The sequence below is a fragment of the Pseudomonas capsici genome (assembly GCF_017165765.1).
Taxonomy (GTDB): Bacteria; Pseudomonadota; Gammaproteobacteria; order Pseudomonadales; family Pseudomonadaceae; genus Aquipseudomonas; species Aquipseudomonas capsici.
In genome coordinates this window covers 311,097-332,309 of sequence record NZ_JAFGZD010000007.1, presented here as the reverse complement: position 1 = coordinate 332,309, position 21,213 = coordinate 311,097, and the positions used below count along the sequence as shown (strand labels likewise).

Annotated in this window: 19 protein-coding genes; 7 read left to right on the top strand and 12 right to left on the bottom strand. The window is 54.0% G+C overall.

Going from position 1 to position 21,213, the window contains the following annotated elements:
• Positions 1-298 precede the first annotated feature (298 nt).
• Complete coding sequence (locus JSY17_RS12940) at positions 299-856, top strand: hypothetical protein (protein WP_232849423.1); 558 nt, start codon at positions 299-301, stop codon at positions 854-856.
• A 43-nt stretch (positions 857-899) separates the two neighbouring features.
• On the opposite strand, the gene JSY17_RS12935 is transcribed toward JSY17_RS12940, so the two are convergent.
• The 4 genes from JSY17_RS12935 to JSY17_RS25685 form a co-directional block, all read right to left on the bottom strand.
• On the bottom strand, positions 900-1,484 hold the full coding sequence (locus tag JSY17_RS12935; protein ID WP_206401873.1) for a hypothetical protein: 585 nt from the start codon (positions 1,482-1,484) through the stop codon (positions 900-902).
• A 759-nt stretch (positions 1,485-2,243) separates the two neighbouring features.
• Positions 2,244-2,552: a hypothetical protein gene (locus JSY17_RS12930; protein ID WP_206401872.1), complete on the bottom strand. Its 309-nt coding sequence runs from the start codon at positions 2,550-2,552 to the stop codon at positions 2,244-2,246.
• Positions 2,542-2,790, bottom strand: coding sequence for a hypothetical protein (locus tag JSY17_RS12925; RefSeq protein ID WP_206401871.1), 249 nt, complete (start codon positions 2,788-2,790; stop codon positions 2,542-2,544). Before JSY17_RS12925 ends, JSY17_RS12930 begins: the two co-directional genes overlap by 11 nt.
• A gap of 41 nt (positions 2,791-2,831) precedes the next feature.
• Positions 2,832-3,134, bottom strand: a complete 303-nt coding sequence (locus tag JSY17_RS25685; protein ID WP_232849422.1) for a hypothetical protein — start codon at positions 3,132-3,134, stop codon at positions 2,832-2,834.
• Between the two features lie 336 nt (positions 3,135-3,470).
• On the opposite strand from JSY17_RS25685, the gene JSY17_RS12915 reads away from it, so the two are divergent.
• The 5 genes from JSY17_RS12915 (at position 3,471) to JSY17_RS12900 (ending at position 10,390) form a co-directional block, all read left to right on the top strand.
• Positions 3,471-3,731 carry a helix-turn-helix domain-containing protein gene (locus JSY17_RS12915; RefSeq protein ID WP_206401870.1) on the top strand — a complete coding sequence of 87 codons (261 nt, stop codon included), beginning with the start codon at positions 3,471-3,473 and terminating at the stop codon, positions 3,729-3,731.
• A gap of 454 nt (positions 3,732-4,185) precedes the next feature.
• Complete coding sequence (locus JSY17_RS12910) at positions 4,186-6,978, top strand: class I SAM-dependent DNA methyltransferase (RefSeq protein WP_206401869.1); 2,793 nt, start codon at positions 4,186-4,188, stop codon at positions 6,976-6,978.
• Positions 6,975-7,103, top strand: a complete 129-nt coding sequence (locus tag JSY17_RS25860; RefSeq protein ID WP_263943186.1) for a hypothetical protein — start codon at positions 6,975-6,977, stop codon at positions 7,101-7,103. The genes JSY17_RS12910 and JSY17_RS25860 overlap by 4 nt, the downstream gene beginning before the upstream one ends.
• Positions 7,096-9,207, top strand: coding sequence for a DEAD/DEAH box helicase (locus JSY17_RS12905; RefSeq protein WP_206401868.1), 2,112 nt, complete (start codon positions 7,096-7,098; stop codon positions 9,205-9,207). Before JSY17_RS25860 ends, JSY17_RS12905 begins: the two co-directional genes overlap by 8 nt.
• Entirely contained in the window at positions 9,200-10,390 is a 1,191-nt protein-coding gene (locus JSY17_RS12900; protein ID WP_206401867.1) for a GIY-YIG nuclease family protein, read from the top strand. Before JSY17_RS12905 ends, JSY17_RS12900 begins: the two co-directional genes overlap by 8 nt.
• Before the next feature lie 422 nt (positions 10,391-10,812).
• Here the strand turns inward: JSY17_RS12900 and JSY17_RS12895 are convergent, their stop codons facing one another.
• The 7 genes from JSY17_RS12895 to JSY17_RS12865 all read right to left on the bottom strand — a co-directional run bounded on the left by JSY17_RS12895 (position 10,813) and on the right by JSY17_RS12865 (position 18,443).
• Positions 10,813-12,465 (bottom strand): hypothetical protein, encoded by a 1,653-nt coding sequence (locus tag JSY17_RS12895; protein WP_147466469.1) that lies wholly within the window; start codon positions 12,463-12,465, stop codon positions 10,813-10,815.
• Positions 12,466-12,531: 66 nt separating this feature from the next.
• Positions 12,532-13,533 (bottom strand): glycosyltransferase family 2 protein, encoded by a 1,002-nt coding sequence (locus tag JSY17_RS12890; RefSeq protein WP_206401866.1) that lies wholly within the window; start codon positions 13,531-13,533, stop codon positions 12,532-12,534.
• Positions 13,526-14,404: a hypothetical protein gene (locus JSY17_RS12885; RefSeq protein ID WP_206401865.1), complete on the bottom strand. Its 879-nt coding sequence runs from the start codon at positions 14,402-14,404 to the stop codon at positions 13,526-13,528. The genes JSY17_RS12890 and JSY17_RS12885 overlap by 8 nt, the downstream gene beginning before the upstream one ends.
• 291 nt (positions 14,405-14,695) lie before the next feature.
• Positions 14,696-16,393 carry an ABC transporter ATP-binding protein gene (locus JSY17_RS12880; RefSeq protein ID WP_200977092.1) on the bottom strand — a complete coding sequence of 566 codons (1,698 nt, stop codon included), beginning with the start codon at positions 16,391-16,393 and terminating at the stop codon, positions 14,696-14,698.
• Positions 16,394-16,460: 67 nt separating this feature from the next.
• Positions 16,461-17,585: a DegT/DnrJ/EryC1/StrS family aminotransferase gene (locus JSY17_RS12875; protein ID WP_200998015.1), complete on the bottom strand. Its 1,125-nt coding sequence runs from the start codon at positions 17,583-17,585 to the stop codon at positions 16,461-16,463.
• The gene (locus JSY17_RS12870) at positions 17,582-18,046 is read right to left on the bottom strand and encodes an acyltransferase (protein WP_117182599.1); all 465 of its coding nucleotides are present in this window, start codon (positions 18,044-18,046) and stop codon (positions 17,582-17,584) included. Before JSY17_RS12870 ends, JSY17_RS12875 begins: the two co-directional genes overlap by 4 nt.
• Positions 18,039-18,443, bottom strand: coding sequence for a sugar 3,4-ketoisomerase (locus JSY17_RS12865; protein WP_232849441.1), 405 nt, complete (start codon positions 18,441-18,443; stop codon positions 18,039-18,041). The genes JSY17_RS12870 and JSY17_RS12865 overlap by 8 nt, the downstream gene beginning before the upstream one ends.
• 435 nt (positions 18,444-18,878) lie before the next feature.
• Between JSY17_RS12865 and JSY17_RS12860 the strand changes: the two genes are divergently transcribed.
• Entirely contained in the window at positions 18,879-19,124 is a 246-nt protein-coding gene (locus tag JSY17_RS12860) for a hypothetical protein (protein ID WP_206401864.1), read from the top strand.
• Positions 19,125-19,137: 13 nt separating this feature from the next.
• Here JSY17_RS12860 and JSY17_RS12855 read toward each other — a convergent pair whose 3' ends face one another.
• The gene (locus JSY17_RS12855) at positions 19,138-20,721 is read right to left on the bottom strand and encodes a methyl-accepting chemotaxis protein (protein WP_206401862.1); all 1,584 of its coding nucleotides are present in this window, start codon (positions 20,719-20,721) and stop codon (positions 19,138-19,140) included.
• Positions 20,722-21,213: the final 492 nt, after the last annotated feature.

The window sequence follows — 21,213 nt, the reverse complement described above, 5'->3', positions numbered from 1 at the left end:
TCGCGTCCGCTTAAAAATACGCGGACACCATCGCCCTTAATGCTGGAGTTCGGAAGGTGAGTTCGCCGTACGCTTACGAACCATCAGAGATCAGAACTTCTGGCGCTCGCCACGCCTCCTGAATTGCACGACCAAAGATAAGGTTGCATTGCTACACCTATTGACCGCGCCAGACAGCAACATCACTGGTGTCTACCCGCTCGTTCCACGCATTGCGGGCGCAGAGCTGGGATGGACCGCAGATCAATGGCTACAGGTTATCCATCGGCTGCAGGACGAAGACCTTGTCAGGTATGACTTGAACCGCTTCATTGTCTGGGTGCGCCTTTGGTGGGACCATCACTCGGCAAGCCAAGTAACGGGACCGAAGCTGAGAGACAGAGCAATCGGAGAAATCCGTCGGATACCTGGCGAGTGGCTTGATGAGTTCCTGAATGACTTCAAAGATCGACTGACTGGCGATCAGCAACGCCTGGTGGAGGATTTGCTGCAACCGGACCGTCCACGTGCAACTGGAGAGGTACCGATACCAGAGCAATGCGGTATCGATACCCTATCTACCAATGTCCGGCTTAACAACAAACCCCAACAGAAATCACTAACCGAAACGTCGAGCGTGAGCTCTCGTAAGCTGGATATGTCGGGCATTCCTTCCGAACACCAGACAGATGTACACAGGGGAATAGTCAAAGCCATGACCAGCGGTAAGCTCCGCTTTGCGCCCCAGGTGGTCGTCAACGCGATGGCTGAAAACTACCGCTCGGCCTCAAGCAAGCCACAAAACGCAATGGCTCTCACGCTGTACTTAGCAGAGCACCTGAACAACGCCGCCTCAGCCAACGGTTCAAGGTCGTAAGCTCGTTCAAGCGAGGAATGCAGGGCGACGGCGACGGTTGCTTTCATTCGTCCGGGACTGATTCGAAACCTAGGATCCGTGCCAATTCACGATTGGATGAATCGACACGCAGGCGGCTAATCAGTCCTTGATCTCGCTCCCGCTGTTTGAGCAGATAGACATCATGAAAGCATTGCATGATGTCATGCTCATTCAGGATTTTCGCCGAGACCTGTCGCTTTAGCCGATTGATTATCTTTCGAGCGCTGAGCTGGGCTGCCTCTCGCACATGCGCACGCATGATTAGATCTCGAAAAACCCAGTCCGAAATCCAGCCTTTCGTGAATGCCCAAAACACCAAACGCTGGAAGGTATCCCAAGCCATGCGCGATTGCCCGCTGAGGTAGCGCCTGAGCACTCGACCGTCAGCATCTCCGAATCCGGACACTTTCAGCTCAGCAAGCTGACGTTCAAGCTGCACTTTAGACATGCCTGATTTCAAGCCAATCCCGGTGAACAGGTACTCGATCAAATCAACGGGCACGCGGACCACGAAGTTTTTCCTGCCGGTGTCTTGATGATGCCTGATCTCACGAAAGACAGCCTGCAAAGCTTCAGTTGGCTCAATATTCTGGGTACTTAGCTTCATACAGCTATTGTTCGATCACTCCGCTGATCTGTCAAAGCGATGCAACCATTCAAAGCGCGGCCTTCGTGCCCCTTGTGGTTGCCCTCGTTCATTCTTGGGCCGTCATCACCTGCCCACCGTTGGGACGGGTCCCTTGGAGCAAGCTGGGCTCAATCTCGACCTCACCCGAGTAAACCAATGGTGTGCCGCATCTGGTAAATACAGCACTCCTGTTAGGTTCGGCTTTCTGCACTGACCGTAATGCCAGCCGCCAATTTTTCTTCAACCATTCAGTCACCATCTCACTGCACCTCGTACCTGGCCATTTGTGCACTAGCGGTAGACAAAAATCTTCCGTTCCTGCTACTTAACCGTTGCCCCACTCGTCTTCAACATGCTTCTTCAGAAAGCTTTTCGAGGTCCTGTTTTTTGCAGATGCCGTAAACCGCCAGGGTCGCGAACATGTTCGCGAACGAGTCTCTACCGCCACCATCCCTCAAAGGATGCTCTTCCTGCGTCCCCCATACTCGACTTTGGCATCCTTATGAACCTGCACCAGCAAACTCATTCGCCTATTCCCGAAGTTGTTACGTCGAAGCTAGCTGGAATCAGGACAGGGTAGGGTTTGTACTCCCGCCATGAATGGCGTACGTACAACCAGCAAAGCGGCGGTCGTTCCACTCCCTTGCTTTACCTACCGTACCTGCTCAGGGCGAGCCCCGAGACCCGTTGAAGCGAAAAGCCTCATGTTGTTCGTCCAGGTCCCTTGCATCTGATGTGTCACAGATTGTCAGGTATGCCGCACAGCGCAAGAATTTCATGCTCAGCCAATCCTTGGGCTCGCTGCGCCAGCCCGTGAGGCGATATGAGCGCCTCTTGCTCCAAACGTTGCTGTTCGAGCAATCGCTCCAGCAGCAGCAACTCGCCATCGGCTTCAAGCTCCCGAAGTCGCCCAGACGAATTGAGTGCCCAGCGGTCAAGGATCTGCCAGCCCCGTGCGTGATATGACGTCGACACGAGGACAGAATCGATGGTCGTACGCGCCAAGACCCCTGAGGCAATTTTTAACGGTTCGTGATCAGTCAGCATTAGCTAGTCCCTTTTTCTGCAGAAGATTGATCAATCGAGTGTTCTGCCCAATGGCGGATGATCGGAAACCGCCTTTGACCTCCAGCTCTCGAATGTGAGCATGCGAGAAGCCCAGCGCGTACAACCTGGCACGGTCCCTAGAAGCCAGCGCTTGGTTGGCCAACCGCATGGTGGCATTCGCCCGTTTCAGCTGGACGATATCCGCATGCCAAACATTACCAACGCTCACGTCACTCATTAGGCCACCCCGAATGGATAACTAAAGGCTCCTTGAGCAGTTTAGGTGTCGAAAACGGTACGCAACCGCGCCTCAGTACTGGCGACGTCAGACGACCTCAGCGCTAGGCTGAACGTTGGGATCTTCAGGTCGCTAGTCAACAGCTCAAGTCGATGACTGCTTTTACCCACGGGCAGGATGCGCCACGAACGAATTTCGTCTAATCGGAAGAAGTGGGCCTCGCGGCCTACTGGATAGGCTAGTAACCGATTCGATTTCAGATCGACACCAACGTACGCATCGTTGATTTTTGCATACACCTCAACCTCAGGATTGAATCCCTCAGCCCGATAAGCAGCAGCCATGCTCTTCAGCTTTTCGGCATAGCTTTGGTTGACTCGATAGAACAGCCACCCTCCTCCGAAAAAATATAGGGCCAGGGCCCAGACAGCCAGCGGATTGCGGGGTCTTCGCCGCTGGTGAACCCAAGAAAAAATGGCAGGTTAAAGCCAGAGAAAACCACCACAACCAGTAAGAGCACACCCACCGGCACGCACCCCACGGCCCACGCGACTCGAAACAGCTCCCAGACCAGTCTCATACAGCCTCCCAGACGAACTGAACCACCTCAAAATAACTGAAAATCAGATATCCCAAAAGCAGATATAGCTTGATCAGCCGCTTCTTGCCCGGATACGGCTATGACCAAGGCTATCTATCGACGTGAGCATGTCATCTTCTTGCGGGAGCTAAAGCGCATGCGTCTTGGGTCGGGGATGACCCAAGCTCAGTGCTCAGCCGCCCTGGGGAGGCCGCAGTCCTTCATGAGCGATGTGGAACGAGGCATCAGACGGTTGGATATGGTTCAACTTCGGGACCTTTGTCAGGTTCTAGGTCGCGACCTTATAAGCTTTACGACGTCCTTCGAGGATGCTCTCGGCCGGGAAAATGCGGATCCTTGACGGCGCTCCCCTGCGCCAAAGGCGCTCCCTACCGACATCTGGAGACGTCAACCACATGAGTTCGCTTACAGCTTCCAAGGCTGAGCCTACCAAACGTCCAATCGCAACCTGTAGTTGGATCGAGACTTGGAACAGTTCTAAGCGGCACCAAAACGACCACTACAGCGTCACCTCTTGGACTTGCCAGCTGGACTGGATAACGTCAAGGGGTAGGAAGGCTTTTTCGCATGGGTAAGTCGCTTTCCTTTATCATCCATGACATCGAGTTCCCGGCCGCTGGTTGATGGCGCTAGGCTTCGCGCGCAGCGATATGCGATGAAGGAAGCCTATAGATCCCTCTGACGCTGAAAACAAGCTTACGTAACGGCACATGCCGGCCGGAATGGAACCTCTAAAAATGTCTGCGGGTGAATTCACCGCATTCGCGCATCAGCGATCTGGGCAGTGGTAAACCATGAATGCAGTAGAGATTGAGTCCGCCATATCGGACCTGGCCCTTGAGCCCTTTGACGCGGCGGAGTTCCCGTTCACCTTCCTGGCCGCGTTCGGCAACAAGGAAACCGCGCTCAAGCGCCTGCGCGCCGGCAACAACAACGCCTCGGACGTACCCGGAGGCGTACTGCTGCGCAGCAACATTCATATCGCCGCATGCGAGCCCGACACTGTGGGCGAAACGCTCAAGGCGTTACGCGCCAGCCCGGCCACCACAAAAGCCAAAGCCAAGTTCATCCTCGCTACCGACGGGCAAACGCTGGAAGCCGAAGAGCTGATCACGGGCGAAACCATCGCCTGCGACTACCCGGATCTCCCCAACCACTTCGGCTTCCTGCTGCCGCTGGCCGGCATCTCCACCATCAAGGAGATCAAGGACAACCCCATCGACGTGCGCGCCACCAGCCGCCTGAACAAGCTGTACGTCGAACTGCTGAGCGAGAACCCCGACTGGGCCAAGGCCGAGCGCCGCGCCGACATGAACCACTTTATGGCGCGGCTGGTGTTCTGTTTTTTTGCCGAAGACACCGACATCTTCACTGGCGATGGTCTGTTTACCAAGACGGTTGAGCAGTTCAGCGAACGCGACGGCTCCAACACCCACCAGGTGCTGTCGGAGATCTTCCGCGCCATGAATATCAAGCTGCCCGAGCGCGCCACCGCTCAAACGCGCCTTCCCAGCTGGGCCAACACCTTCCCTTATGTGAATGGCGGTTTGTTCTCTGGCAGCACAGAAACGCCGCGCTTTACGCGTATGGCACGCACTTATCTGCTGCACGCCGGCAAGCTGAATTGGCAGAAAATTAACCCGGACATCTTCGGCAGCATGATTCAGGCGGTGGCCGATGATGAAGAGCGCGGCGCACTGGGCATGCACTACACCAGCGTGCCCAATATCCTCAAGGTGCTGAACCCGCTGTTTTTGGATGACCTGCGCGCGCAACTGGACGCGGCCGGCGACAACAGAGCCAAGCTGCTCAATCTGCGCAAGCGCATGGCACATATTCGCGTATTTGACCCTGCATGCGGCTCCGGCAATTTCTTGGTTATCGCCTACAAGCAAATGCGCGAGATCGAGGCGGAGATCAATCGCCGTCGAGACGAGGCTAACAATAGGTCCGAAATACCGCTGACTAACTTCCGCGGCATTGAATTGCGCGACTTCCCGGCTGAGATTGCCCGCCTGGCGCTGATCATCGCTGAGTTTCAATGCGACGTGCTGTATCGCGGTCAACAGGATGCTCTGGCTGAGTTTTTGCCGCTGGATGCGCAAAACTGGATTGTTTGCGGCAATGCGTTGAGGCTGGATTGGTTGAGTATCTGCCGACCTACGGGTACAGGCGTCAAAATAATTGGCGATGACTTATTTGGCACGCCACTCAACCAGACGGAAATCGATTTCGAGAACGAAGGTGGCGAGACGTATATATGTGGTAATCCACCTTATCTTGGGTCCACTTGGCAGACTGATGAGCAGAAGGCCGACCTAGAGGCCATCTTTGCCTCCCGTACCAAAAACTGGAAATCACTAGACTATGTCGCGGGCTGGTTCATGAAGGCCGCCGACTATGGCACCAAGACCAAGGCGAAGGCTGCGTTTGTATCCACAAACTCCATTTGTCAGGGGCAACAAGTACCGATCCTCTGGCCACTAATTTTTTCTGGCGACTACCAGATCGCATTTGCATACACCTCGTTCAAGTGGGCAAACCTAGCGAGTCACAATGCAGGTGTGACTGTTGTAATTGTCTGTATTTCCAACGACCCCGAAAAGTATCGACGTATTTACTCAACCAACAGCAATGGAGATGTGGCGGTTAAAGCGGTCGAGAAAATTAATGCTTACTTGGTATCTGGCACCGACGTCATAGTCGATAAACAGACGTCCCCCTCCGATGAAAGAAGCCAGATGGATGCTGGCGGTAAGCCGGTCGAGGGTGGGAATTTGCTTTTCACAGAGACGGAAAGGCAAAGGCTAGTAGAAAGAGATGTGGAAACAACTAAATTCCTTAAGCGCGCATATGGTGCAAGCGAGTACATTCGAGGTGAAGTTCGTTTCTGTTTGTGGATTTCTGACGACCAAGAGCAAGAAGCTAAGGCCAATGAAGAAATCAATAGAAAATTGGATGCGGTTGCTGCCTTCCGACTAAAAAGCCCAAAGGTTGCCACAAAGAAAGGCGCTGCATGGCCTCATAAATTCGAAGAAGTAAAACAAACTGGTAATGAAATCGTAACGATTGTTCCGAAGGTTTCGTCGGAGTCGCGCGAATATCTTCCCGTAGGATTGCTGCCCAAAGGCTCAATCGTCACAGACTTGGCCTTTGCTCTATACGACGCGCCTCTTTGGAACATGGCCCTGATCGCTTCCCGACTGCACCTAGTCTGGATTGGCACCGTCTGCGGAAAAATGAAGACAGACTTCCGCTACTCCAACACGCTTGGCTGGAACACTTTCCCTGTGCCGCTGCTCACCGAACAGAACAAGGCAGATCTGACCCGCTGCGCCGAGGACATCCTGCTGGCCCGCGAAGCCCACTTCCCCGCCACAATCGCTGACCTGTACGACCCGGACACCATGCCGGACAACCTGCGCCACGCCCACGAGCGCAACGATGAAGTGCTGGAGCGCATCTATATCGGTCGTCGTTTTAGAAACGACACCGAACGGCTGGAAAAACTGTTTGACCTCTACACCAAGATGACAGCAGATACATCGAAGGCCGCGACAAAAAAGCCACGAGGGAAAAAGGCATGAGCGATACCCTTGCTAGCCTGACCACGCCGCCCGAAGGCTACGGCGAGTGGTTAGCTGATCTCAAAGGCCGCATCCACAATGCCCAGGCGACGGCACCCTCATGGAGGAAGAATCACAGTGACTAAGACTACCAACCCGACCAACAGCTACACGGTGCCGTCGGTATCCATTGCTACCGCGCACACTGGGGCATCCAGCAAGGCCAATGAGCTGGGCATGCGTACCATGCAGGAACGCGCCTATACCAAGCGCGGCGAACAGTATCTGCTGATCAAATCCCCACCGGCATCTGGAAAGTCCCGCGCCCTGATGTTTATCGCCTTGGACAAGCTCCATAACCAAGGACTGCAACAGGCCATCGTCGTAGTACCGGAGCGTTCCATTGGCGGCAGCTTTGCCGATGAGCCGTTGAGCCAACATGGCTTCTATTGGGACTGGCAAGTAGCCCCACAGTGGAACCTGTGCAATGCCCCTGGCATCGATGAGCCGCGTGTGGCCAAGTCCAAGGTAGATGCCGTGCGCGCCTTCCTGATCAGCGGCGAAAAGGTGCTGGTCTGCACCCATGCCACCTTCCGCTTTGCCGTCGAAGATCTTGGAATCGACGCCTTCGACAACCGCCTGATTGCCATCGACGAGTTCCACCACGTTTCCGCCAACCCGGACAACAAACTGGGCAGCCAACTGAGCGCGTTTATCAACCGCGACAAGGTGCATCTGGTTGCCATGACCGGCTCCTACTTCCGTGGTGACAGCGAGGCCGTGCTGGCACCGTCGGAAGAGAACAAGTTTGAGACGGTGACGTACACCTACTACGAGCAGCTCAACGGCTATCGCTGGCTCAAGTCGCTGGATATTGGCTACTTCTTCTACACCGGGAGGTATGTGGATGCAGTCGCCAAGGTCCTAGACCCGGCGCTGAAAACCATCGTCCACATTCCAAACGTAAATGCCCGTGAGAGTCTCAAAGACAAGGAGCGCGAGGTCAACGAGATCATGAGCTCGCTGGGCGATTGGCAGGGTGTCGACCCAGCGACCGGCTTCCACCTGATCAAAGCCAAGGACGGCCGCACGCTGAAAGTGGCCGACCTAGTGGATGACAGCGACGCGGCCAGACGCTCCAAAGTTCTCGGCGCACTGAAAGATCCGGCGCAGAAGAACAACCGCGACAACGTGGATGTGATCATCGCCCTGGGTATGGCGAAGGAAGGCTTTGACTGGATCTGGTGCGAGCATGCGCTGACCATCGGCTACCGTTCAAGCCTGACCGAAATCGTGCAGATCATTGGCCGTGCCACGCGGGATGCCGAGGGCAAGGAGCGCTCGCGCTTCACCAACCTGATCGCCGAGCCCACAGCTGATCAAGCTGCTGTAGCCGAGGCGGTGAACGATATGCTCAAGGCCATTTCCGCCAGCCTGCTGATGGAACAGGTGTTGGCCCCACGCTATGAGTTCACCCCGAAAGATACCGGGCCTAAAGAAGGCTTCAATTACGGGCCAGATGGTTATCAACCAGGCGGCACCAACCTGGGCGTGAATGAAACCACGGGCCAGTTCCATGTCGAGATCAACGGCCTGACCACACCGCAAAGCACAGAAGCCACGCGCATCTGCAAAGAAGACTTGAACGAAGTAGTGACCAGCTTCCTGCAGGACAAAACCGTGCTGGAGCGCGGCCTGTTCGACAAGGAAAACACCCTGCCGGAAGAGCTGACCCAACTGCGCATGGGCAAGATCGTGCGCGAGCGTTACCCCGATTTGGGCGACGTCGACCAGGAAGCCATCCGCCAGCATGCCATCGCCGCCATGAACATTACCCAACAGGCCAAGCTGGCTCTGGCGCAGGCTGATGCTAACGGTAGCGACAACGTGCAGGGCAGTACCGCACTGCTTGATGGCGTGCGCAAGTTCGTTAACGTGCGCGAGCTGGACATTGATCTGATCGACCGCATTAACCCATTCGATGCCGCCTATGCAGTGCTGGCGAAGGCGATGGATGAAAAATCTCTGCGCCAGGTCCAAGCCAGCATTGCAGCCAAGAAAGTGAGCATTCCCGAAGACGAAGCACGTGATCTGGCAAAGCGTGCTTTGCAGTTCAAGAACGAGCGTGGCCGCCTGCCTGACATCAACTCCGCCGATGCCTGGGAAAAACGCATGGCCGAAGGTGTAGCTGCGTTGGCACGCTACCGCGCCCAGGCCAAAGCGGCACAGGGGGAATCCGCCAATGGCTGATATGAACGATGACGACCTGCTGGATGCGTTGGGAGTAGAAGTCCCCACGCTCAAGACAACCACTCGAACCCCTCGCGAAGAACGCATCATCGCTGGCTTCGAGGACATTCAGCGCTTCTACAAGACCCACCGCCGCGTCCCACTGCATGGCGAAGACCGCGACATCTTCGAGCGCTTGTATGCCGTACGCCTGGATCAGCTGTGCAAGCTGCCGGAGGCACAAACCCTACTGGCCGGCCTGGATAGTCACGGCCTACTGTCGGGTTCGGCAGTCGCCACAGTAAATGTGGATGACCTGGATGAAGACGCTTTGCTCGCCGAGCTGGGCATCGGCAGTGAGTCTGTCGAGCAGGACGACATCACAGTGCTGCGACATGTGCGTTCCAGCGCTGCAATAAAAGCCGCAGAAGAAATGGCCACTCGGAATCCATGTAAAGACTTCGAGAAGTTCAAGCCACTGTTTGATGAGGTGGAAGCGGGCCTCAAGCAGAAATTGTGGGTAACCAAGCCCTTTGGCAAGAACGCGAGCATCGAGGCCGGGGACTTCTTCATTTTGAGCGGACTCATTGCGTATGTCGCCAAAGTGGGCGATACCTACAAGACGCCGAATGCGGAGATGAATGGGCGCTTGCGCGTCATCTACTCCAATGAGACGGAAAGCGATCTGCTATTACGATCCTTGCAGCGGGCGCTCTACAAAGACAGTGACGGGCGTGCCGGATCTCGGCTTATCAAGGTAGATTCCGGCCCGCTGTTCAGCGACATAACCGAGCCGGACGACATCGAGACTGGCACTATCTATGTTCTGCGCAGCCAGTCCAGCCACCCATTCGTAGCCAAACACCGCGAGCTGATCCACAAGATTGGCGTGACCGGTGGCAAGGTGGAAACCCGCATCGCGGCGGCTGCGAAAGATGCCACCTACCTGCTGGCCGATGTGGAGGTGGTCGCTACTTACAAGCTGCACAACCTGAACCGCACTAGGCTTGAAAACATCTTCCACCGCCTGTTTGGCGCAGCGCAGTTGGACTTGACCATCGAAGACCGCTTCGGCCATCCGGTGAAACCTAGGGAGTGGTTCCTAGTGCCGCTGCATGTGATCGACGAGGCGGTTGAGCGCATTCGGGATGGGTCAATTCTCAGTTTTGCATACGATCCGCAAACAGCTCGATTGGTTAGATAAAGCTCAGCAATGATAACGAGCACGCCTACCTTTTTTAATACGGGTAGCCGATGACGATGGCCACCGCCTCGCTACGCAACGCGAATAAGTAGCGATGCCACAAATCTGCCACACTCGCCCCGCTAATCGGGGCGAAAACCCGCTAACCTCAGCTAACACAACCCGTTGATTTCCCAGCTAATCCCCGCTAACGTATTGATTCTAAACGTCGACTTTTAGGACTCCGAAGGCAGGGGTCGTGGTTCGAATCCCGCCGAGTGCGCCATCTTCCTTTCCCTTGGTTCCAAGGGTTGCCGCTTCAGCCGAAAACTCCCTTGCACCTCAATTACCGCCCGGATTGACGGACTGTTTTCCTGCACGTCATTTCCAAGCGCAACCCCACCTTGAAACCGGTGGGGTATGAAGTCACTCGATGCGAACTTCTAGACCTGCCCGGCCGTGTTCACTTCAGTGAAGCCTTGAGCATGCCGGACAGCGGTACGACGCCTGTGGAAAATATAGAGCGCCGTGAGTATCCAGAACGAAATCATGGTTTCCAGAAAGCTGAAAATCTGATTATTCGCCGGGATATACAAGAACATGATGGCAAACAACGGCAGCAGCATTTTCGCAAAGAAGTCATCATCAATGACCACGGCAAGATAAACGTTTGCGAAATACCAGCCCAGAATCAGCATGACAATCGACACGCCAAAGAAGCTGACATCATTTGCCATGTAGCTGTAGAACGAATGCCAGTAAACATTCTCGTCCCAGCGTGCAGTAATCTTGCGCTGGAACGTTCTGTCCCTTACATCAATACCCAAATGCTCGGCAAAGACCCGCTGCAGGAAGACTGAATGCCCGATGCCATATGAGCTGTCGAACTTCTCGCCAAGCGCAATGGATACGCCTTGGTAGCCCTGCACCAGATAGACGGTCAGCTTTTCATAAAAATCGGTAAGCGGGGACTTCTCAGGTACGACTGCGACGGCAACCTGGGCAGGCACGTTTGCCACCTTGGCAATTTCTGGCAAGGCTGCAGTTTCGGTCTTCGCAGACAACTCTGGAGTTATCGTCTTTGTCGGCTGGCCTGCAGTATTGTTCTTCGCTGCAGCCCCCTTGTTATCAACCGTCGCCGGCAAGGCCACAACATTGGTCTTGGCAGGCCGCACAGTGATATCGACGTTTTCTGGCACGGCTGGAGCAGTGTCTTTTACTGACGAATCGGCAACCTTGGCTTTTTCAGCCGGTTCCAGATCGCTTTTGAAAACACTTCCCGTTTCGTTCAGATAGCTGAACGAGACAGGTTTTTCGTCTTCAAAGAAAACCTTGTAAGGCGACACACCGGATTTGACGCTATAAAACTGCCAGAACGAGAACAGGAATATAAAAGCCAGAAAGAACAGAAAGGTCTTGCGCCGTCCGAGCTCGACAAAAAATCCGGCAGACTTATTCGAAATCACCACACCAAAAAGGCAGACCGACACAACAAAAAGGTAATAGAAATTGATCGCGCTCAGACTGGAGATGATGCCCGTGCACAACGGAAGCATGACCACCAGAAAACCCACAACCTTGCGCGTGGTACTCAACCGGTCCCAGAAGAACACCAGGCCTGGTAACAGGACGTACTTGAATACGCCGAAAAACAGGAGCAACCCCGTTACATAAGCATTCCCGGAAAACCCTTCTCTTGAGGCTGCAGAAGCATAAAAACTGCGCACCTCGGCAGGTGCCAGCAACCCCTTCAGTAACTCCGAGAAAAAGCCGGTAGGAAAATATGATCTGGAAAGCGTCGTGTTGCGATGCAGGATCACCATCGCTATGAACGCGAAGACGATAATAATCCAGTAATATCTCAAAAACAGATTATGACCGTTAGACTCAACAGTCCTGATCGACTGTTTTAGCGAGAAACGGCAAGACAGAAGATACCCTGCGATAAAAAACGCATGATAGAGGGATACAACGAAAAGGAACTCTTTCTTATTTTCGACGGGCCAGATCACCGGGCCGAAAAAAAACAGCCACAGCGTGAACAGCAGGTAGCTTTCAACAAGTAAAAGCGGTATGTAGAATTTAGCAGTTTTCATCCAGCCCACCGAAGAAGATTAAACCTTTTCCAATCCCAAAAAGCCTAACACTCACGTGCCGTTTACTCATGCATGGCTCTGTCCTGCATGGAAATCAGCTGCCCTTTTGCTGACCATCTCATAATGTGACTTGTGACGCGCCACATCGGGAGTCGATTCGGAATAACGCTTCAAGGTCGGCAGAAGCCTTGTCATCAACCGGAACAGATAAACGTAATAGTTCAGGTTGAACAGCTTTTTCAAAAGCCCGTTATCGAGGTTGTAGCAATACAACCGATTCTTCAGGAGAATACGCCCAAACCAGCCTTTCTCCAGAGAAAGCATATGGTTGAAAATATTCAGCTTGTCCTTGTCGAAGTCTGACCCTCTGACAAGATAGGTCGATCCAGACGTACGCCGATAGTAAACATATACTTTACTTGACTGATGAAAGCTGACATTGCTATAAAGCTCTGCAGTCTTTACCAGCATCGGAAAGTCTTCAGTGACACTGTAGCTATTGATGAAGCGACCCAGCTCATCATTGAGAAGAAGCTTCTTATTGCAAAATAGATTTGGCGTATTGATGCTGCTGATATTTTTCAGGCGCGCCATGAAAGGCTTGTCTTTATAGATGACATCAGAAGCCAGGATATGAAAAATGGTTGAGGGCGAATTGAGGATTTCACCATCGATCAACAGCAGAGGCAGGCCGGAATAATATTCATTGGAGCTTAACTGTTCGGCTTCCTCGAAAATATTCACATGGGAATAGACATCATCACCGGCGGTGATTTTGAACAGCTCGCCCTCAACATGGGGCCAGATACGGGTATAGTTAAAGCAGGTCCCGTTATTCTTCGAATAATCCAGAACCTTGACGTCATCAAACAAACCGCCATGAACAGACAGCCAGCGATTGACCAGCTCAATGGTTTTATCCCGGGAACAGTCGTCCGCGATAACCAGGCAGAAATCGTATTCGGCACCGTAAGTCTCTATCAGAAACCTGATGCTTTCCAGGTGCTCGATAATATAAAGCTCATGGTTGAAGGTCAAAACACCAAACGTAAACTTTTTCTTAACCACGAGAAACACCTTCACTCAATTTTTTTGCCAACACTCTGTACAAGAAGATAAAAGCCTTGAAACCAACCATCTTGAAGCCGAGTACAAAAAAATCGACTTTCCATTTCAAACTGTACTTTCCATCCGACAAGGACTCACTTGCCACACCTCTTTTATTGATGTCTATCGGCAAGTTGTACTTCTTCAGCACAGGTGTAATAACGCTAGGCACCCACTTTCCTCTACGGATAGCGCCGCCAAGCGTGTAGTTGTAAACAAACGTGTCTTCCTTGCCTATCTGGGCGCAATAAAAAATGTCGCCGCCGCCGTAGGTTCGCGCACTGCCGAAGAACTCCCATGCCCAGGGCGAATCGACTTCACCGGTAAATTCGACAAGCTTGCGGGTTCTCCAGAGCGCAGGCGCAGAATTCAAGCGGTAGTCGTCTCGCGCACCGACCACTTCAAAACCGTCAAGGTCGCCTTCAACCCTGTTGACGCCAGGAATATTGCTGAAATAGAAAACAGCGATTTCAGAGCGCTCTTTCATCGCCCGGATACAGTCAGCTATTTTCAGCTGATTGACGGGAGACTCCAGGATGAAATCATCAAACAGAGTAATAACGAATTCAGTTTCAACCAAGGCCAGGGCCTTGCGCAGCCGCCAACCCCAAGGGCGCCTGGCTTCATCGGCCGAGAGCTTTAACGTACGCACCTGAAGCCCGTCGAACTCGAAGCTTTTTTGCTCTGTATTCAATATGACCCGACAGTCACAGTCAGGCCACATGTCTTTAAGTGAGTAGAAAAAGGGGAGCCACACATCTTCGTAGATGTCGCAGGAATTAACAATGATTGTGCAATCTTTCCCGCTTACCCTGCCAACGCTATCACTCATGACCCACTCCGACATAAACCGCTGGGGAGAGTCTGAAATAGCCATGCATTTCCGACTGCTGCCCCCTGATTCTCAAAGCAGAAAACCTATCCACATGGACAGGACTCTCCGCTCAATTCTGTGTTTCAGCTATCAGGCGCATCCTGCAGCGGCCAGATTCCACATTACAGGCGCACCTGCGTCCTGCTCAGGTCAAGCAGGGCCATGAATGTATGTAGCATCGGCGATGTGCGCAGCGAGGCCTTGCCGGACCATGGACTGGTAACTCTGCAAGGCCTGCTCATTTGAAAACTAACGAACAGCACAGCATACGGACTCATAAGAGCCATACCTTACCACTGTTCCACCTTCAACCTCGATAACAGTATCACAGGTCTCCAGCGTATTAAGCCGGTGCGCAATGACGATCAGCGTCGTGCCATCCCCAAGATCATCGACGGCGCGCATGACTTCCTGCTCGGTCTTGCTGTCCAGCGCACTGGTTGCTTCATCCAGAATGATAACGCTGGCCTCTTTATAGAAAGCCCGGGCGATCGCGATACGTTGGCGCTGTCCGCCGGAAAGAAAGACACCTCGCTCTCCTACCGGTGTGTCATAGCCCGCAGACCAGGATTCGATGACATCGGAAATCTGCGCCTTGGCAGCAGCTCGCCGCACACGGTCAAAGTCGATATTTTCGTAAGGCACGCCGAAGGCAATGTTTTCAGCCACAGAAGCGTCGGACAGAAAGATCTGCTGCGGCACATGGGCAATGTTGCCTTGCCAGTTTCGACTGTTGTCCGTATTCACCTCGACACCGTCGACCGCAAAGACACCATCCGTAGGGGTCAGCAGCCCCATCAGAATATCGATCAGGGTACTTTTTCCGCTGCCCGTTGCCCCCATCAGCCCCACCCGCGAACCTTTGGGAATGTTCAGGCTGATGTTTTTCAATACCCACGGCGCATCGTTGCCATAGCGATACGAGACATTATCCAGAGACAGACGGTCCTTGAAATCCAGAGGAATGCGCGTGGTTTCGATTTCGACCTCGCTACGTTCTTCCGGCAGAAGATCCAGTACATCTCGCAAGGAATCCTGTGCACCGCTGATGCAAGCCCAGGCCGCATAGGATTGCTGCAATACCGGAAGCAGGCGTTGTGCTGCCAGCGCCAGCGCACCCAGCATGGGAATGGAGGCAAGCAGGCCACCGGGCAACTGCGCAAGCCAGTAGGCAAAAACCGCAATCATCAGCATGCCGAACGATTCGATAGCGAATCGTGGCGAGTTCGCGATGATCTGGATGTTGGCCCTGGCACGACGCAACTTGTAGTCGGCGCTATCGAAGTCCTTGCGATAGGTACGTTGCGACGAGTCGATGATCACGTCCCGAATACCTTCGAGACTCTCGCTCATCAACTTCAGCAGCCGATCAGAAGTGACGCTCACCACCAGACTGTCTTTTCTCAACTGCTTCCTTGTCACCAGTACAACCGCCAGGTAAACCCCGCCAAAACTCGCAAAGGCAAGAAAGGCGACCACCGGCTGGATGGCCAGGACAATCACGAGGATTGCCAGCATCATGAAAGCCGAACTGACAATGGTCAGGGAAGGGAAAAGAAACTCCCGCACCACAGTGTCGACCTTGTTGAAAATAGCCGTGATCACTTCACTGCTGTTTCTCGAGATGTGCTTGCTGTAAGGCTGATGAATGACCGTCTTGTAAATGTCGCCTGCCAGATCGCCACCGACAGCCGAACTCAGCCTGTTCTGCGCCCACATCAGCACAAAACGACTGACACCGGAGAATATGGCCGCTACCGCGAAAATGACGGTCAGTGGCAATAAAAGCCCGTTGGCGGAATCGATACCCATGGACGTAAAGAGACCACCCACCAGCGGCTGGCTCAATAGCTTCTCCGGATTGATCAGGACAGCCAGAAAGGGAACGATGGCCCCGATGCTGACTATTTCCGCAAGCGATGCAACCACCATGAGCCCGAGGATCACAAAGAACTGCAGCTTTCTTTTGAGTGTAAAACACTTCCAAAGACGGCCTAGCAACTGAATCATTGAGTCACTCTTCGCAAGAAAAATTATTAACGGCTGCGATGACCAGTTCGACTTCAGCCGATGTCATTTCAGGACTCATTGGCAAACTCAGGACTTGCTGGTGGATCTTCTCGGTCACCGGATAGCTGTTGCCATTCAGTTCCTTGTAAGCCTGCTGCTGATGGACAGGAATCGGGTAGTGAATGATGGTCTGAATGCCTTGTGCGGCCAGATGCTTCTGCAACAAGTCACGCTGCCGGCATTGAACGACGAACAGATGCCAGACATGGCTGTCCAGCGACAGCGGGCAAGTGCCGGTGGAAAGTGGCAGTTCTACGGCCGGGTTGTCGATGCCCTCCATATACAGCCTGGCAATTTCCCGGCGGCGCGCAGTCTGGTCATCCAGATACTTGAGCTTGACGCTCAGCATGGCTGCCTGAATCTCATCCAGGCGGCTGTTCACGCCCTGATAGAGATTCTTGTATTTCTCATGGGAACCATAGTTACGCAGTGCGCGCAGAACCTTGGCCAGTTCGTCGTCGTCCGTGGTGACAGCGCCCGCATCGCCCAGGGCTCCCAGGTTTTTTCCCGGATAGAAACTGAATCCCGAAGCATCGCCCCAGCTCCCTGCCCTTCGGCCATTGACGCTGGCGCCATGAGCCTGTGCAGAGTCTTCCAGCACCAGAAGCCCCTTTTCCTCGGCCAGCGCCATCAACGCTGTCATGTCGGACAATTGCCCGTACAGATGAACTGGCATGAGGACACGAGTCCGGGAAGTCACCGCAGCCCGGGCATTGACTGGGCACAGGTTATAGGTGCGCGCGTCGGGCTCGACCAGAACCGGCACCAGGCGATTTTCGGTAATTGCCAGAACACTGGCGATGTAGGTGTTGGCTGGAACGATGACTTCATCGCCATCCTTGAGTTTCCCCAGCTCTTTCCAGGCACGCAATGTCAGGTTCAGCGCATCAAGGCCGTTGGCAACGCCAATGCAATGCCGACTACCGCTGTAGGCTGCAAAACTTTCTTCAAAAGTCGACAGTTCATTACCGCCGATGTACCAGCCCGAATCAATGACACGGGTACACGACTCGATCAATTCTTCGCGCATCGTCGAATTGATTTTCTTCAAATCCAGAAAGCTGATCATTTGTCCAGGTACCTGATAATTCTTGCCGGGTTGCCTACTACAACAGCGCTGTCAGGCACGTCTTTCGTGACCACAGAACCTGCCCCTACCATTGCATTGCGACCGATGGTGATGCCCGGCAGCAATGTTGCATTGGCACCAATACTTGCACCGGCCTTGACCGTGATGCCCTGAAAAGCATCGGGATATACTTTCGACCTGGGCATTGGATCGTTGGTGAAAGTTGCATTGGGACCAATAAAAGCGTTGTCTTCGATACGAGTGCCGCTCCACAGGAAGACACCCGATTTGACCGTAACATTGTCCCCTACGACGACATCGCCTTCGATCAGCGTATGGGCACAGATATTACAGTTACGACCGATAACCGCGCCCGCCAGAACAACGGAGTATTGCCAGATACGCGTGGAACTACCAATGTCCGAACTTTTGACATCGGCCAGAGCGTGAATCTCAGACATTCTCTATCTCCGTGAGAAAGCGATCATAATTTCTGATGTAATCAGATTCGTCATAATGCTCGCTGGCAAGCACCAGAAGTATGCAGTCGTCACTGAAGTCATGCATTTCACGCCAGACCATGCTTTCGATCAGCAGCCCTCTGGTAGGACTGTCCATCACGGTTTCTTCACGGACCTTGCCGTTGTCCAGCACCATCCGGCACTGTCCGGCAACGCAGATCGCAACTTGTTTCAGATTACGGTGGGCATGATATCCGCGACTGACGCCTTCGCCGGTTCGATAGATGTAATAAACGCGCTTAATATCAAAAGGTATTGCTTTTTCCATACCGATTTCCAGAGCGACCAACCCTCCTCGTTCATCGCCCAGACTGGGAAAGTCAATCCATTTCATCATGCTCACTTCACATGCTCCGCTATATTTTCTGATTGGCGCTGAATAAGAATTCATCGATCGGCAGTCGCTACGAAAACCAATGGCCCAGCCTCCCCTGCGCTCTGCACCGGGGGTGCCGTAATACCTTTTTGCCATCTCTGTACGCGGTACATCCTCGAAGAGGAATTGTACACCGAGGCTATGCAGGTCCGCTCAACGACTAAAACAGCGATAATACGCAGGGCAGGCCACCAGTTATACCTTTTATGAGCCCCGTTCGATGAAACATCTTCGTATTTCGCGTCCTGAAGCAGACGCGTTCCGATCAGGGCTCTGAAAAAAAACGATGTCAGTGTAGGCATGAGGGAGCACAGCGCAAGACAATGCTCCTGCGCCCAGACCACGGATGACCCTGCAATAATGAAGATGAAGAAACAATCAGCCAGATCCCGACACATGCGCGAGCAGCAGCGCAAAAGCCTGGAACGCTATCGGATGGATTTCTATCGCGCCCGCTATCGGGCGAAGGTCATGGGTGCCGTTTCGATGATGGTGCTGATGGCCGGGGTGTCGCTCTACACGAAAAGCCTGATGCCAATCTGCCTGATGACACCCATTGCGCTAACCGGCGTGCTGATGCTGACCTGGTTCTGGCGCAAACGGATCGGGCTGGTTGCCGACCAGCCGACCCAGCCCGAATGAAACGCCCGTCACCTCAGAATCTGAAGCGCCCTACACTCGCCTGCAAGCTGCCGCCCAGCCTTGCCAGTTCGGTGCTGGACATGGCGGTTTCACCGCTGGCGACATAGGTCTGTTCAGAGATCACTCGCACATTCACGACCCGACGGTTGATTTCATCGGCGACGATGCTCTGTTGTTCGGCGGCTGCGGCGATCTGGGTGTTCATCTGTTCGACGGTGGAAACCGAGCGACTGATGTTCATCAATGAGCTCCCGGCAAGACGAGTCAGCTCCACACTGCTTTTGCTCAATGACAGGCTGTTACCGAGGAAAGCGGCGACTTTCCGGGCACCATTCTGCAGGCTGCTGACCAGCCCTTCGATTTCCTCTGTGGATGCCTGGGTTCGTTGAGCCAGGCTGCGAACTTCGTCAGCAACCACGGCAAAACCGCGACCGGCAGCACCTGCCCGCGCAGCTTCAATGGCGGCGTTGAGGGCCAGGAGGTTGGTCTGCTGGGCGACCGACTTGATCACATCCAGCACCGTACCGATCTGGTCGCTTTCGCGGCTCAGGTCGTTCATGGCATCGGTCGAATGATTGACTTCCTCTGCCAGACGCCCGATCTGGTCGATGGCCTGAAGCACGACCTCATCGCTCTTGCGAGCCTCGTCATGGGCCGCGATAGCAGCGTGGGAAGCATCTTCGGCGTTGCGGGCCACCTCCTGGACAGTGGCGGCCATCTGGTTCATGGCGACCGCAACCTGGTCCGTCTCGCTCTTCTGGCTGGTAACGCCTGCGGTGGTTTGCTCGGTGACCGCCGAGAGCTGTTCGGAAGCACTGGCCAATTGCACGACGCCGTCACGAATACCGCCAATCAGGTCGCGCAGGTTGACTGTCATACGCTGCATGCTGGTTTGCAGAAGGCCCAGTTCGTCCTTGCGATTGACCGGAATATCGGCACTCAGGTCACCGGCAGCCACCCGTTCGGCAGCCTGCAGGGTTTCCATCAACGGTCCGACAATCATCCGGGTAATCAGCCAGGCCGCCAGCGCGCCGAGCGTCAGGGCAATGCTCGCAAACACGATGAGCAGAAACTTGGCTTCGGCGACATCTTCATCGCGCTTGGCCGTCTGGTTGACCAGTAATTGCCGACTGGTTTCAAACAGGCTGGCCACTTCCGTGTCCAGGCCATACTGGATCTGCTTGAGCTTCGCGGCGTCATGGTCCTCGGTGGCCCGGACAAAATCCTTGAAATGATCGCGATAACGCTCGGTCGTCTCCATGGAGCGAAAGACCAGAGCCAGGTCCGCCGGTGCATTCAGCAGGCTTCTGATCCTTTCATAATGCGATTCCAGGTTGTCGTTCGCCTTGAGTACCGCAGCGGCTCGACCCGTTTCTGGATGCAAGGCATAGCCCAGCTTGGCAATGCGCATGTCGCGCACCATTTCATTGAGCTGAGAAATGGACGCCAGCTTCTCGCCCCGCTCGCGCAGGATATTGATTTCCACCCAACTGAAAGCAGCGATCAGGGTCGTCAGCAGCAGAACGCTGACAAACCCCAGGATCAATTTCGATCTGACACTGATATTGCCCAGCATACCTGCGAACCAGTTGACCATTTCAGAGCGCTCCGTGCACGTTTAGGTGCTGGTGAGTGTCCTCAGGGTCTTTCGGGTTCCGTCGTCTGCCTCGTGGATGATCCTTTGGTATCCCCTGTGCGACGATCTGTATGTCCGCCGTTACAAAAAGACACAAGTTGGCACATTTCTTCCTAGTGGAACACTCGTACCAGAAAATCACTGGTTTTACTGCAGGGAAAGCGCCCATCGCGCACCACGGTGCAGTCACCGGATGCCACAGCGTCCATAAACAGTGCAAAGACCCGATCAAAAGTCGTGTGTCTTCAGATAAGGAGATCCATTCGTGCCCTATAAGCGCTCGCTGTCTTTTCTACCCCGCCGCTCGCCCCGCCACCGAGCCCGTCCCTGCATGGACCTTCTGTCGCCCTGAGCGACCTGTCTTTTTCCTGAATCACTAGTGCACCGAGAACGTGAGTATTCACGTTCCCGTTTTGTATTTTCCGACTCATACACTTTCTTTTATCAGCGGTC

Coding starts and splice junctions, on each gene's coding strand:
- JSY17_RS12855 (WP_206401862.1), bottom strand. CDS start 20,721: ATGGTCAACTGGTTCGCAGGTATGCTGGGCAATATCAGTGTCAGATCG.
- JSY17_RS12875 (WP_200998015.1), bottom strand. CDS start 17,585: ATGATCAGCTTTCTGGATTTGAAGAAAATCAATTCGACGATGCGCGAA.
- JSY17_RS12930 (WP_206401872.1), bottom strand. CDS start 2,552: ATGCTGACTGATCACGAACCGTTAAAAATTGCCTCAGGGGTCTTGGCG.
- JSY17_RS12925 (WP_206401871.1), bottom strand. CDS start 2,790: ATGAGTGACGTGAGCGTTGGTAATGTTTGGCATGCGGATATCGTCCAG.
- JSY17_RS12900 (WP_206401867.1), top strand. CDS start 9,200: ATGGCTGATATGAACGATGACGACCTGCTGGATGCGTTGGGAGTAGAA.
- JSY17_RS12915 (WP_206401870.1), top strand. CDS start 3,471: ATGACCAAGGCTATCTATCGACGTGAGCATGTCATCTTCTTGCGGGAG.
- JSY17_RS12910 (WP_206401869.1), top strand. CDS start 4,186: ATGAATGCAGTAGAGATTGAGTCCGCCATATCGGACCTGGCCCTTGAG.
- JSY17_RS12865 (WP_232849441.1), bottom strand. CDS start 18,443: ATGATGAAATGGATTGACTTTCCCAGTCTGGGCGATGAACGAGGAGGG.
- JSY17_RS12860 (WP_206401864.1), top strand. CDS start 18,879: ATGCGCGAGCAGCAGCGCAAAAGCCTGGAACGCTATCGGATGGATTTC.
- JSY17_RS12895 (WP_147466469.1), bottom strand. CDS start 12,465: ATGAAAACTGCTAAATTCTACATACCGCTTTTACTTGTTGAAAGCTAC.
- JSY17_RS25685 (WP_232849422.1), bottom strand. CDS start 3,134: ATGGCTGCTGCTTATCGGGCTGAGGGATTCAATCCTGAGGTTGAGGTG.
- JSY17_RS12885 (WP_206401865.1), bottom strand. CDS start 14,404: ATGAGTGATAGCGTTGGCAGGGTAAGCGGGAAAGATTGCACAATCATT.
- JSY17_RS12870 (WP_117182599.1), bottom strand. CDS start 18,046: ATGTCTGAGATTCACGCTCTGGCCGATGTCAAAAGTTCGGACATTGGT.
- JSY17_RS12935 (WP_206401873.1), bottom strand. CDS start 1,484: ATGAAGCTAAGTACCCAGAATATTGAGCCAACTGAAGCTTTGCAGGCT.
- JSY17_RS25860 (WP_263943186.1), top strand. CDS start 6,975: ATGAGCGATACCCTTGCTAGCCTGACCACGCCGCCCGAAGGCTACGGC.